The organism is Ralstonia sp. AU12-08 (assembly GCF_000442475.1).
Taxonomy (GTDB): domain Bacteria; phylum Pseudomonadota; class Gammaproteobacteria; order Burkholderiales; family Burkholderiaceae; genus Ralstonia; species Ralstonia insidiosa.
The window spans coordinates 65,553-79,409 of sequence record NZ_ASZV01000030.1; the positions used below are offsets into that span (position 1 = coordinate 65,553).

Below are 13,857 nucleotides of genomic sequence, written 5' to 3' on the forward strand. Positions count from 1 at the left end.
TGCCTTAGGCGGATGCCCGTTCAAAGTCACGCATGAAGTCGACCAGCGCTTCCACCCCTTCCAGCGGCATCGCGTTATAGATGCTCGCCCGCATGCCGCCGACGGACTTGTGGCCCTTGAGCTGCACCAAACCGCGTTCGCGTGCCTGCGTGAGGAACGCCTCGTTGCGGGACTTATCGTTTAGGAAGAACGGCACGTTCATGCGCGAACGGCACGTCGGATGGATTTCGTTTCGGTAGAAACTACTGGCGTCGATAAAGTCGTACAGCATCTTCGACTTGACGATATTGCGCGTCTCCAGCGCTTCAACGCCGCCCTGGCGCTTGATCCATTGGAACACCAACCCGGCGATGTAGATCGCGTAGGTAGGCGGCGTGTTGTACATCGAGCCGTTCTCGGCCACGAGGCGCCAGTTGAACGCCGACGGGCACAGCGGGTGCGCATGACCGAGCAGATCCTTGCGCACGATCGCGATCGTCAGGCCGGCCGGACCGATATTTTTCTGCGCGCCGCCGTACAGGACTTGATAGCCGCCCCAGTCGATCGGCCGGGAGAGAATGTGACTCGATACATCGGCCACCACCACGCGCCCCTGCGCTTGGCCAATGTCGGGGGTTTCCTGGAATTCCACGCCAACAATGGTCTCGTTCGTGCACAGATGCACGTAGGCCGCGTCATCTGAGAGCTTCCAGCTCGAGACGTCCGGGATCTTGTGAAAACGCTCGGCCTCGCAGGTCGCGGCGATGTTCACCTCGCCGTACTTGCGCGCCTCCTGCTGCGACTTCACCGACCACGTGCCAGTGACAACGTAGTCCGCCTTCGGCGCATCGACGGATAGGCGGCGCATCAGGTTCAGCGGAACGATGGCGTTCTCAGCAATCGCACCGCCCTGCAGGAACAGAATCTCGTAGTTGTCCGGCACTGCCAGCAACTCGCGCAAATCTGCAAAGGCCTGCGCCAGGATGCTCTCAAATTCGCGACCGCGATGGCTCATCTCCATCACGCTCATGCCGCTGCCCTGCCAGGACAGCATCTCGTCCGCTGCCTGCTGCAGCACCTCAGCCGGCAGCACCGCCGGTCCGGCCGAAAAATTGTAGACACGTGCCTGGCTGGCTTGGATGGCGAGATCGGCTTGGCTCATGAGAGGGAGGACAAAAGAAAAATGGCTGTCTGGGCGTGAACCCAAACAGCCATTATCCACCAACTGGCGGCACGACGGAGCGAGGCGGGGAACTCAGCCCCGATCGCCCGCCTACGCCAGTCAATTACTTCGAAGCAGCGGCAACTTCCTTGTCAGCCATGTCGCGCATTGCCTTGCCGACTTGCGGACCGTACTTCTGCATCACGTTGCCCCACACTTCCTGCATGGCCTTGCCTTGGTTAGCCATGAACTTCTGGCCGCTCGGCGTCTTCAGGAACGTGGTCAGATCCTTGATTTCCTGGGTCGAGTAGTACTTGCCCAGCGAATCGTAGTGTGCTTGCAGAGCATCCTTGCGGAAGGCATCCGTTTCGAACGCCTTGCCGGCGCCGTCGGTCATGCGCTGCACAGCGCCATTCTTTTTCAGCTTGTCGACAGCAGCCTGCTTTTGCTTGTCGTTCAGCGACTTGTTCTCGACCAGCGATTGCTCCAGCACCAGCGGGGCTTCCTGCTTGGCACCGTTTTCCAGCACTTCACCCTGACCCTTGATGGCTGCGTCGACGTTCATCGTCGTCAGCAGTTCCTTGATGGCAGCCGTCTTGTCAGCATCGCCAGCCTGGGCGAAAGCAAACAGCGGAGCGAAACCAGCCACCACGATCAGATGTTTGAGTTTGAGACTCTTGTGCATTGTTGCTCCCTTGAAATAAGCGTTGCGTTTAGGCCGGGCGAGTGACGCAAAAGTTCCAGCCCCTGCCGCGCACAGGTCCGGCATCATGACCAGAACTGTGCGCAACGGCAAGCAAAAGTTGTTTCCAATTATGACTCGGCGCTGTCATCCGACTGTGCATCGGCGTCTGGTGCGGCATCTGGCGTATCCACACTTTCATCACCTTCTGCGTCGGACTCCACCACACGCTGCAGACCGGACAGCTTGTTGCCCTCACCCACATTGATGAGCGTGACGCCCTGCGTGGCGCGACCCATTTCGCGGATCTCGTCCACACGCGTACGAATCAGCACGCCGCCAGTCGTGATCAGCATGATTTCGTCTTCCGGCGCCACCAGCGCGGCGGCGACCACCTTGCCGTTCCGCTCAGAGGTCTGGATGGCGATCATGCCTTTGGTACCGCGGCCGTGACGGGTGTATTCCGAAATCGGCGTGCGCTTGCCGTAGCCGTTTTCGGTAGCCGTCAGCACGCTACCGATGCTCGCCTGAGCACCCTCACCTTCGGTCTCAGTCTCAGCCGGCGCCACCAGCATGGCGATCACCTGCTGACCCTCTTCCAGGTTCATGCCGCGCACACCGCGCGCCTGACGACCCATCGGACGCACGTCGTTCTCATCGAAGCGAACGGCCTTGCCGGCATCCGAAAACAGCATCACGTCGTGTTGACCATCCGTAATGGCAGCGCCAATCAGGAAGTCGCCCTCATCCAGGTCCACTGCGATGATGCCGGCCTTGCGCGGGTTCGAGAAATCGGTCAACGCCGTCTTCTTGACCGTGCCCTTGGAGGTGGTCATGAACACGAAATGCTGCTCATCGAACTGTTTGACCGGCAGGATCACGTTGATCTTCTCGCCCGGTGACAGCGGGAACATATTGACGATCGGGCGACCACGCGAGTTACGGCTGCCTGCCGGCACTTCCCACACCTTCAGCCAATACAGACGGCCGCGGTTCGAGAAGCAAAGAATGTAATCGTGCGTGTTGGCGACAAATAGCGTGTCGATCCAATCGTCTTCCTTCGTGGCAGCGGCCTGCTTGCCACGACCGCCGCGCTTCTGCGCACGGTACTCGGAAATTGGCTGGCTCTTCATATAGCCGCTGTGGGACAGCGTCACCACCAGATCCTGCGGCGTAATGAGGTCTTCTGTATCCAACTCGGTCGCATTGTGCTCGATCTGCGAGCGGCGCTCATCACCGAACTCCGCGCGGATGGCGGTAAGTTCCTCGACGATGATGGCAGTAATACGCTCCGGACGCGCCAGGATGTCCAGCAGATCGGCGATCTGCGCCATGACTTCGCGGTATTCCTGGACAATTTTGTCCTGCTCCAGCCCAGTGAGGCGCTGCAGACGCATCTGCAGGATTTCCTGCGCTTGCGTATCCGACAGCTTGTACAGACCATCGCCCTGCATGCCGAACGCCGGCAGCAGACCTTCCGGACGGTACGCATCACGACCACCGGCGGTTTCGCCCTCAGCACGCGACAGCATCTCGCGCACCAGACCCGAATCCCAGCTGCGGCTCATCAACTCGGCCTTGGCAACCGGCGGCGTCGGCGCAGCCTTGATGATGGCGATGAACTCGTCGATATTGGCCAGCGCAACGGCCAACCCTTCCAGGATGTGGCCACGTTCGCGCGCCTTGCGCAAATCGAACACCGTGCGACGCGTCACCACCTCACGGCGGTGCAGCAGGAAGCACTCCAGCATCTGGCGCAGGTTCAGCAGGCGCGGCTGGCCGTCGACCAGCGCCACCATGTTCATGCCGAACGTGTCCTGCAGCTGCGTATTCTTATAGAGGTTGTTGAGCACAACCTCCGGCACTTCGCCGCGCTTGAGTTCGATCACCACGCGCATGCCGGACTTGTCCGACTCGTCGCGGATGTCGGAGATGCCCTCGATACGCTTTTCCGTCACCAGCTCGGCAATGCGTTCAAGCAGCGTGCGCTTGTTAACTTGATAAGGCAGCTCGTCGACGATGATCGCCTGACGCTGGCCACGATCGATATCCTCAAAGTGCGTCTTGGCGCGCATCACCACACGGCCGCGGCCGGTGCGATAGCCCTCGCGCACGCCCGAGATGCCATAGATGATGCCGGCCGTCGGGAAGTCCGGCGCCGGGATCAGCTCGATCAGCTCATCAACGGTTGCTTCCGGATTGTTCAGCAGATGCAAGCACCCGTCGACAATCTCATTCAGGTTATGCGGCGGAATATTGGTCGCCATACCGACCGCGATCCCGGACGAACCGTTAACGAGCAAGTTCGGAATGCGCGCCGGTAGAACCGAGGGCTCGCTTTCGCTGCCATCGTAGTTCGGCTCGAAATTGACGGTTTCCTTGTCAAGGTCGGCCAGCAGTTCGTGGGCAATCTTCGACAGGCGGATTTCGGTGTACCGCATGGCTGCGGCGTTGTCGCCGTCGACCGAACCGAAGTTGCCCTGGCCATCGACCAGCATGTAGCGCAGCGAAAAGTTCTGCGCCATCCGCACGATGGTGTCGTATACAGCAGTGTCACCGTGGGGGTGATATTTACCGATCACATCCCCGACGATACGAGCAGACTTCTTATAGGGGCGATTCCAGTCGTTGTTCAGCTCATGCATTGAATACAACGCACGACGATGCACCGGCTTGAGACCATCCCGTACATCTGGAAGGGCGCGGCCCACGATCACGCTCATGGCGTAAGCGAGGTACGAACTGCGCATTTCCTCTTCAAGCGATACCGGGAGTGTCTCTTTGGCGAATTGATCCATTGGGCGAACGATGGGAGGCCCGGCAGCACTCACTGAGGTGAGCACGACAAGGCGCTACGGTTGCGCGAATAACAGAACATTTTACCATGCCGCAAGCCCCCTCCCCCTTATACGGGCGAGCGACGCATCATCAACCCGGGCACGCTCCCTGCGAATGTGACCAAAACCCGCGACCCAGTCCCCACAAGGGTTTGCGAGCAGTTTTCCGCCTTGTTGCGTACACACCACAAGGCCATGGTGCCCCGTTGGAATCGCTTATATTTGCTTTTTAGGAGTGCGTGCTTGTGGCACAATCCCCCAGCGAAGAGGCAGACATTGTTCGAAGTGGCGAATTCGCTACATCGAGGATGCTACACTCCGAAGAATGTATGACTTGTTTTCGTCCCATCTGCTCGCAGTCTTCTGCGGTGATCTCATCCTGAGAGGAGAAATATGAAAAAATTTGCCAAGCTCGCGTTCGCTGCAGCTGCGGTAGCCATGGCTGCGTCCGCTTACGCTCAGTCGGTGCCCTACGAAAAGAAGGCCGTCAACGACAACTGGGGTAACGGCACGAGCGAGTGGGTCTGGAAGAACGGCACGAACGAACTGTGCTGGCGCAATGGCTTCTGGACGCCGGCAACGGCCAACGCTCAGTGCGACGGCGCCCTGGCTCCGGCAGCTGCTCCGGCGGCTGCTACCCCGACCGCTCCGGCAGCAGTTGCTCCGACCAGCGAGAAGGTTACGTTCGCTGCTGACACGCTGTTCGACTTCGACAAGGCTGTGCTGAAGCCGGAAGGCAAGGCCAAGCTGGACGACCTGGTTTCGAAGCTGCAAGGCATCAACCTGGAAGTCGTGATCGCCGTTGGCCACACCGACTCGTTCGGTTCGGACAAGTACAACGACCGCCTGTCGGTCCGTCGTGCTGAAGCCGTCAAGGGCTACCTGGTCAGCAAGGGCATCGAAGCCAACCGTGTCTACACGGAAGGCAAGGGCAAGCGCCAGCTGAAGGTTGATCCGAAGTCGTGCAAGGGCGCTCGCAAGGCACAAATCGCCTGCCAGCAACCGAACCGTCGTGTTGACGTTGAAGTGGTCGGCACCAAGAAGTAATTCGGTTTCCACCGAAGAAAAAGCCCAGCGAAAGCTGGGCTTTTTTTTGCCTGCACGCCTAGCGTTACGGCTTGGTTGGCTTATCGATTCGCAAATGGCCAAGGCAAAAAAAACGGTGACGCCCATGCGCCACCGCTGTTTGGCCCTCTGGGGTCTGTAACCCCATTCGTCCTTCTCTATTAGTAAGACGGCGTCGCCTGATCGTTGGCGACCATGGCGCGGTCACCCACGCGCAGGTTATTCGGGTTCTTCTGCGTAACGGTTGCTACGCGGCCATCGTCCAGCCGCACACTGATGCGGTATACCGTTTGCCCACCCGCGCCAGCACGTTGCTCCACTTGATTGCCAGCATAAGCGCCGAGCGCTGCGCCGCCAATTGTGGCGACCGTGTTACCGGTGCCACCGCCAACTTGGTGACCTAGGATACCGCCCGCCACACCACCAATAATGGTGCCCAGAATGCCTGGGCTGTTAACCGGCGCCTGCATCGGCTGGATCGATTCGACCCGGCCGTACAACGCGCCCGGCTGCTGTTGCGGCTGACCGCCATAGGCGGGAGGGGGAGCATACCCACCGCCACCGTAACCGCCACCGTACCCCGGTGCAGCACAGCCCGCCAGCACCGTCAGGCCCGCAACGCCGAGCCCTACCAGTATCTGTTTGGATTTCATTGATCTCTCCTTGAGGGAAGGTGACGGTTGGAGAAAACGCATGCGCGTTCGTTCACCTTTGTTTCAATGTGAAACCTTTTTCCCAGCGCGCTCGATTTGGTTGGGGCGGCGCTTTTTGGTACATTTCCTCACCTAGCCGTTATACCCAGGCGCAGCGCAACATGACGACCACTCACGCGAACGCCGATCCCGGCGAACTCGAAAAATTCAGCGAACTCGCTCACCGCTGGTGGGACCCGAACAGCGAGTTCAAACCCCTGCACGAAATCAATCCGCTGCGCCTCGACTGGATTCAATCCATCGCGCCGCTGGCGGGCAAGCGCGTTGTCGACATCGGTTGCGGCGGCGGTATCCTCTCCGAGAGCATGGCGCGTGTCGGGGCCAACGTCAAAGGCATCGATCTGTCACGCAAAGCATTGCGGGTTGCCGATCTGCACAGCCTGGAAGTGGGCGTTGCCGTCGATTACGAAGAGATCGCGGCAGAAGCGCTCGCGGCACGTGAACCCGGCAGCTACGACGTCGTGACTTGCATGGAGATGCTCGAACATGTGCCCGATCCGGCGTCGGTTGTGCGCGCTTGCGCGACCCTGGTCAAACCGGGCGGCCACGTGTTCTTCTCGACCATCCATCGCAACGCCAAGGCGTATCTGCTGGCGGTGATCGGTGCGGAATATGTGCTGAACATGCTGCCGCGCGGCACGCACGACTATGCCAAGTTCATCCGCCCGTCGGAGCTTGCCTCGTTCACACGCCAAGCAGGTTTGCAGCCGGAGCAGATGCGCGGGCTCGAATACAACCCGATCACCGGACGCTACGCCCTCACGCAGGACACCAGCGTCAACTATCTGATGGCCACGCGCCGTCCGGGCAACGCATGACGGCAGGCAAATTTCCGGCTCCGCTGGGCGCGGTGCTGTTCGACCTGGACGGCACGCTGGCCGACACTGCGCCAGACTTGGCGGCTGCGGCCAACAAAGTACGCACCGACCGCGGCCTGGATCCGCTGACCTATGAAGCGCTGCGCCCTGTCGCTTCACACGGTGCGCGCGGACTGCTCGGCGTGGCCTTCGGCATCGGGCCGGAGGATGCGGAATTCGAATCGCTGCGGTTGGCATTCCTCGCCAACTACGAGGCGGAAATCTGCGTGCGCACAACGCTGTTCCCGGGCATGGCAGACGTGCTGGCCGAACTCGGCCGCGTAGGCATTCCGTGGGGCATCGTCACCAACAAGTCAGGCAGGCTGACCGTGCCGCTGGTCGCTCAGTTGACGTTTCCGGTGCCGCCGGCCTGCGTCGTTGCAGGTGACACCACGCCGCACGCGAAACCCCACCCCGCCCCGCTACTACATGCGGCCGAGTCCATCGGCGTGGATGCCCGTCAGATCGTCTATGTGGGCGACGACGTGCGCGACATCGAAGCCGGCCGTGCCGCCGGCATGCCTACCATTGCCGCCAGTTACGGCTATTGTGGTAATGGGCCTCCGCCCTCGGAATGGCGCGCAGATGCGTTGATCGCCAACGCCGCCGAGCTGATTCCGCTGCTGCTCGCGTCCCAACGCGCTTGAGCACGGTGCCAGGGCCAACGCCCAGCACTATTCAGGACCGCCGCCTTCCACATGGGACGCGGCGGTCGACCGACTGACGAAGTACGCCACACCGTGGCCGGACCGACACCAGCATGAGCACCTCCCCCGATTCGCGTCCCGACCTGCAATCGAAGTCCAACGGCTGGCGTGCGCAGCTTGAGCGTGTGCGCGGTACAGCTGGGTGGCAACGCGCCGCGCAGGTGGGCACGTCGCGGCGCACCAAGCGCATTGGATTGGGTGTTCTGATGTTCCTGGTGGTGTTCGGCCTGCTGGGCGCTCTGGGTGGACCACCGCTGCTGCACCACCTGGCCGAGACGCAGTTGAGCAAGGTTCTGGAGCGACCAGTCACAGTCGGCAAGATCAGCATCAACCCGTACACACTGCGGCTCGACGTTGACCAGCTCCACATTGCGGAGCGCGACGGCAAGGCGCCATTCGTCGACGTCGGCCACCTCCACGTGAATGCCTCGTGGAGTTCGATCTTCCGCCGTGCCCCCGTCATTGAAGAGTTGCGCATCGATGCGCCGCGCGTGCATATCGTGCGCACCGCCGAGCAGCGCTTCAACTTCTCCGACATCGTCGACAGGCTCACTGCACCGGAGAACCCGCCCAAGCCCAAGTCGACCGAGCCGGCGCGTTTCGTGTTTGCCAACCTGCAGTTGACCAACGGCGCGATCGAGCTCGTCGACCAGCCGCTGGGCTCGCAGCACAAGGTGGACAACCTACAGATTGGCGTGCCTTTCCTGGCGAGCCTGCCGGCCGACGTGAACATCTTCGTGCAGCCGCTGCTGGCAGCGAGCATCGACGGTGCCCCGCTCCGTTTTTCCGGCCAGACCAAGCCATTTTCCGATTCACTGGAATCGAACCTGAACATCAAGCTCGACGGTCTGGAACTGCCCCGCTACCTCGGCTACGTACCTGGCCCGCTGCCGGTGGCCGTGCCACAGGGCAAGCTGACGACTGACCTGACGATCGACTTCCAGAAGCCGAAGACGGGCGCCCCGGTGCTGCGCGTGCACGGTACGGCCGGCCTGGACAACCTGGAAGTGACCGACGCCAAGAAGGCACCGCTGGTAGCCGCCAAGCAAGTGCGTGCAACGCTGGCCGATGTGCGCCCGCTCGACAACGTATTCCACCTGGATGCCCTGACGCTCGACGGCGTACGTGTGGACGCCGTGCGTGGCACCGATGGGGCGATCAACTTCGCACAACTGGGCGGCAAGTCGGCACCGGCGGAGGCCAAGCCTGCCGCACCGGAGCCCACCGCCAAACCGAAACCGCTGGACGTCGTCGTCAGCAAACTCCAGCTGGCCAACAGCACCGTGCACTGGCGAGACGCCACCACGCAGCCGGCGGCGGACCTCACGCTGGAAGACCTGCACGGTGACGTAGCCGTGCGCACGCTGGGTGGCCCGATCACGTTTGACGTGGGGACCAAGCTGTCCCAAGGCGGCACGCTCAACGTCAAGGGCAACACCTCGTTGGAGAAAAACAATGGCGAACTGGAGCTGAAGCTCGACAGCGTGAAGCTGGCCGGCATCGGGCCGTATCTGCGCCAGGCGGGTGCGCCGCAACTGCAGAACGGTGCGCTGTCGGCAGACGGCAAGGTCGCGCTCGACTTCGGTGCCGGCAAATTCAACGTGCGTGCCGAACCGCTGACAGCCAGCCTGGCGGACCTATCGATGGCGCCGCCCACGGGCAAGGACACGGCCCTGCGCGCCAAGCTGCTGCGTGCCGACGTAAAGAGCTTCGACCTGGCCGCCCGCACGATCGCACTGAACGAAGTGCGTGCCGATGGCTTGCAGCTCGATGCGCTGCGCAAAAAAGACGGCACGACCACGCTGACGTTGCTCGACAGCGCCCCCACTGCTGCAGCCAAACCCGCTGCCGCTCCGGCCAAACCCAAGGCAAACGCATCGGCCGAGAAACCCTGGGCCGTGACCGTGCAGACGTTCAAGCTGGACAACAGCGCCGTCGGCTTTGAGGACCAGACCAACGCACACCCGGTGAAGGTGCGCGTTGAACCGCTGAACGTAGTCGTGCAGAACGCGTCGACCGATCTCGGCAAGCCTGTCAACGTGCAGATTGGCGCCGGGCTGGGCAGCAAGGGCAAGCTGGATGTGCGCGGCGACGTGGTGCCGCAGCCGCTCAAGGCCGATCTGCGCGTGAACACGCAGAACCTGTCGCTGGCGGGCTTCGATCCGTACCTCGACAAGGCGCTGAACGCCGCCATCACCAGCGCGCTGCTGACGATGGATGGTCGCCTGGTGCTCAACCAGGGCAAGGCACTGACGGTCAGCTATCAGGGCAACGCCACGCTGGGCAACGTACGCCTGCAAGACCGCGTGACCTCTGACGACTTCTTGCGCTGGCGCTCGCTCGCGCTCAACCGTATCCAGGCCAACTACGACGGCAACACGCCGCGTGTGCGCGTGGGCGCGGTGGCGCTGTCGACGTTCTATGCGCGGATCATCATCAACCCGAACGGACGCCTGAACCTGCAGGACATTCGCGTGCAATCGGATGAGGAGCGCCGCTCGCTCACGCAAGCGCAGCCAGCCTCGGCTTCTGCCCCAGCCACCGCCCCCGTCGCCAGTGCGCCGGTGGCCGTAGCTGCAGCCTCAGCACCGGCGGCCGCACCCGCATCGGCAGTTGCAGCCACGGCGCCCAAGGCCAGCAGCGCCGACTTGCGCATCGATGCCATCACACTGCAAGACGGCAACATTCGCTTTACCGACAACTTCGTCAAACCCAACTACACCGCCAACCTGACGGCCATTGGCGGCTCGGTGGGCACGATCAGCACCGCCGCCAACCAGACGCCTGCCGACGTGACCTTGCGCGGCAGTGTCGACGGCACCGCGCCAGTGGACATCCACGGCAAGATCAACCCGCTCGCCCCCACCGCTTTTGTGGACCTGTCGGCCAAGGCCGACGGCGTGGAGCTGACCAACCTCACGCCCTACTCCGCCAAGTACGCCGGCTACCCGATCACCAAGGGCAAGCTGACGATGGACCTGCACTACCTGCTGGACCAGAAAAAGCTGACTGCCGACAACCATATCTTCATCGACCAGCTCACCTTCGGCGATCGTGTGGAGAGCAAGGACGCGACCAACCTGCCCGTGCGGCTGGCGGTAGCGCTACTCAAGAACTCACGCGGTGAGATCGACGTGCGCCTGCCGGTCTCGGGCTCGCTCGATGATCCGCAGTTCAGCGTCGGCGGCATCGTCGTACGCGCACTCGTCAACCTGATCGTGCGTGCAGTGACGGCACCCTTCTCGCTGCTCGCCAGCGCCTTTGGCGGTAGCGGCGGTGAAGAGCTCGGCTATATCGAGTTTGATCCGGGCACGTCCACCATCAGCCAGGCGTCGGTCGCCAAGATGGACAAGCTGGCCACGGCACTCAAGGATCGGCCCGCATTGAAGGTCGACGTCATCGGTCGCGTCGACCCGGAATTCGACCGCGACGGCCTGCGCCGCGAAGCCGTGAACCGCCAGATCCGCGAGCAGAAGCTCAAGGACGCCGGTGACGCCGCCGAGGCCGACACCACGGTCAAGCCGGAAGAAGAGAACAAGTACCTGGAGCGCGCCTACAAGGCCGCCAAGTTTCCGAAGCCGCGCAACATGATCGGCCTGGCGAAATCGCTGCCGCCGGAAGAAATGCGCAAGCTGATGGAGACCAACGTGCAAGTGACCGATGCGGACCTGCGTGAACTTGCCCAGCGCCGCGCCAACGCCGTGCATGTGGCGCTGGCCGAACGCGTGGATCCGGGGCGTCTCTTTGTGGTGGCGCCCAAGCTCAGCGCCGAGGGCATCAAGGACAAGGGTAAGACGACGCGGGTTGATTTCGCGCTGAAGTAGCCCATCTATGGGATAATCATTCTTCTTCTCTGGGGCCGACCTGGTTTCGACGTGGGTTGCGAAGCAGTGGAGGGCATACCGAGGACCCGTCACCTCGTTAATCAATGGGAATGCAATAACTGCTAACGACGAACGTTACGCACTGGCAGCCTAAGGGCCGCCGTCCTCGCACTGGCTCGCTGACGGGCTAGGGTCGCAAGACTAGCGAGGTCATTTACGTCAGATAAGCTTTAGGTGAGTCACGGGCCTAGAGACGAAAACCTAGTGAATCGCCGTCGTAGAGCGTGTTCGTCCGCGATGCGGCGGTTAAATCAAATGACAGAACTAAGTATGTAGAACTCTCTGTGGAGGGCTTGCGGACGCGGGTTCGATTCCCGCCGGCTCCACCAAACACCGCACTCAAACGTCTTCGACGTTTGGCAATGAAACCCCGCTGGGCTTGGCTCTGCGGGGTTTTTTGTTTTCGATGCAGCTCACAATCGCTCGACGCGATCAGCGGCTGCGACCGATATTGCGATCCAGTTTCGCAATACGGCCCGCCACCTGCTCGGGCCGCACACATGGCTGGCGTCGTCAGTCTTCCTTATGCGACGCGCCCGTAGTGGTCTTCAAAGCGCACGATGTCGTCCTCGCCAAGGTAGCCGCCCGATTGCACCTCAATCAGCTCGAGCGGAATCTTGCCTGGGTTTTCCAGGCGGTGGGTCACACCAAGCGGGATATAGGTTGACTGGTTTTCCGACAGCAACAGCACCTGATCACCATTGAACACCTTGGCGGTACCGCGCACCACGATCCAATGTTCAGCGCGATGGTGATGCATTTGCAGGCTGAGCGAAGAGCCCGGATTGACGATGATGCGCTTGACCTGGAAGCGGTCGCCCTGATCGATGCCCTCGTACGAGCCCCAGGGGCGGAACACCTTGCGATGCGTGATCGACTCATGCCGCCCCGAGCTGTTCAGCCGCTCGACGACCTTCTTGACGTCTTGCGCCCGATCACGGTGCGACACCAGGATCGCGTCAGCGGTTTCCACAATCACCAGGTCCTTGACGCCCACCGCCGCCACCATGCGGTGTTCGGCGCGCACGTAAGTGTTGCTAGCGTCCTCAACCAACACGTCGCCAAACAGCGCATTGCCGTCCTCGTCAACGTTTGCGATCTCGGCCAGGGCCGTCCATGAGCCGATGTCATTCCAGCCCAAGCCTGCAGCCTTCACAACAGCAGCCTGCGCGGTTTTTTCCATGACGGCGTAGTCGATCGACAGTTTGGGGCTGGCGCCGAAGGCTTCTGCGTCAAGGCGCACGAAGTCCGCGTCGCGCTTGGCAGCGTTCAGCGCCAGCTCTGCCTGACGCAGGATGTCCGGCGCGTGCTGGCGCAGTTCGTCCAGGTATGCAGATGCTTTCAACATGAACATGCCGCTGTTCCAGTAGTAGCCGCCTTCTTCCAACAGGCGCGCCGCCGTTACCGCATCCGGCTTTTCCACAAAGCGATCGACCCGGTACGTACTGTCGGTGGCAGCCAGGGCTTCACCGCCGCGGATATAGCCATAGCCCGTATGCGGCTCGGTGGGCTCGATGCCGAAGGTAACCAGGAAGTTGTCCTTGGCAACACCGGCGGCGATCGTGGCGAGCTTGCCGAACACCGCATCGTCCTGGATCACGTGGTCCGACGGCAGCACCAGCAGCAGCGCGTCAGGCGTGGCCTGCAATGCAAGCAGGGCCGCCACGGCCACGGCAGGCGCTGTATCTCGGCCCATCGGCTCCAGCACGATCGCCGAAGGCTCCACGGCGATGCTGCGCATTTGTTCGGCCACGATGAAGCGCTGGTCTTCATTGGTGATCATGATCGGCCCGGCGACATTGCCGATACCGCGCAGGCGCAGCGCAGTCTGCTGCACCAGCGTGTGTTCACCGGTCAGCCGGAGATACTGCTTCGGATAGCCGCCGCGCGACATCGGCCAGAGACGGGTACCGCTGCCGCCACAGAGAATGACGGGGTAAATATTCATATCAACTCCCTCAGAGGTCACTA

The 13,857-nt window shown here is 61.8% G+C and carries 9 protein-coding genes and 1 other RNA gene; 5 read left to right on the forward strand and 5 right to left on the reverse strand.

The features are described from left to right. Positions 1–4: 4 nt before the first annotated feature. The 3 genes from serC to gyrA form a co-directional block, all read right to left on the reverse strand. Complete coding sequence (serC, locus tag C404_RS45960; RefSeq protein WP_021195522.1) at positions 5–1,141, reverse strand: 3-phosphoserine/phosphohydroxythreonine transaminase; 1,137 nt, start codon at positions 1,139–1,141, stop codon at positions 5–7. 124 nt (positions 1,142–1,265) lie between these two features. Then, entirely contained in the window at positions 1,266–1,826 is a 561-nt protein-coding gene (locus C404_RS45965; protein ID WP_021195523.1) for a DUF2059 domain-containing protein, read from the reverse strand. A 128-nt stretch (positions 1,827–1,954) separates the two neighbouring features. After that, positions 1,955–4,621 carry a DNA gyrase subunit A gene (gene gyrA, locus C404_RS45970; protein ID WP_021195524.1) on the reverse strand — a complete coding sequence of 889 codons (2,667 nt, stop codon included), beginning with the start codon at positions 4,619–4,621 and terminating at the stop codon, positions 1,955–1,957. Between the two features lie 432 nt (positions 4,622–5,053). Here gyrA and ompA point away from each other — a divergent pair, with 432 nt between their 5' ends. Continuing rightward, positions 5,054–5,707: an outer membrane protein OmpA gene (gene ompA, locus C404_RS45975; protein WP_021195525.1), complete on the forward strand. Its 654-nt coding sequence runs from the start codon at positions 5,054–5,056 to the stop codon at positions 5,705–5,707. Between the two features lie 179 nt (positions 5,708–5,886). Here ompA and C404_RS45980 read toward each other — a convergent pair whose 3' ends face one another. Continuing rightward, positions 5,887–6,378, reverse strand: a complete 492-nt coding sequence (locus C404_RS45980) for a glycine zipper 2TM domain-containing protein (protein WP_021195526.1) — start codon at positions 6,376–6,378, stop codon at positions 5,887–5,889. Positions 6,379–6,539: 161 nt separating this feature from the next. Here C404_RS45980 and ubiG point away from each other — a divergent pair, with 161 nt between their 5' ends. The 4 genes from ubiG (at position 6,540) to ssrA (ending at position 12,215) form a co-directional block, all read left to right on the forward strand. Further along, on the forward strand, positions 6,540–7,256 hold the full coding sequence (gene ubiG, locus C404_RS45985; protein WP_021195527.1) for a bifunctional 2-polyprenyl-6-hydroxyphenol methylase/3-demethylubiquinol 3-O-methyltransferase UbiG: 717 nt from the start codon (positions 6,540–6,542) through the stop codon (positions 7,254–7,256). Further along, positions 7,253–7,942, forward strand: coding sequence for an HAD-IA family hydrolase (locus C404_RS45990; RefSeq protein ID WP_021195528.1), 690 nt, complete (start codon positions 7,253–7,255; stop codon positions 7,940–7,942). Before ubiG ends, C404_RS45990 begins: the two co-directional genes overlap by 4 nt. A gap of 113 nt (positions 7,943–8,055) precedes the next feature. Beyond that, positions 8,056–11,826 carry a DUF748 domain-containing protein gene (locus C404_RS45995; protein ID WP_021195529.1) on the forward strand — a complete coding sequence of 1,257 codons (3,771 nt, stop codon included), beginning with the start codon at positions 8,056–8,058 and terminating at the stop codon, positions 11,824–11,826. Positions 11,827–11,857: 31 nt separating this feature from the next. Continuing rightward, positions 11,858–12,215, forward strand: a transfer-messenger RNA (tmRNA) gene (ssrA, locus tag C404_RS59395). Positions 12,216–12,409: 194 nt separating this feature from the next. Here the strand turns inward: ssrA and C404_RS46000 are convergent. Then, the gene (locus C404_RS46000; protein ID WP_031329549.1) at positions 12,410–13,834 is read right to left on the reverse strand and encodes a mannose-1-phosphate guanylyltransferase/mannose-6-phosphate isomerase; all 1,425 of its coding nucleotides are present in this window, start codon (positions 13,832–13,834) and stop codon (positions 12,410–12,412) included. Positions 13,835–13,857: the final 23 nt, after the last annotated feature.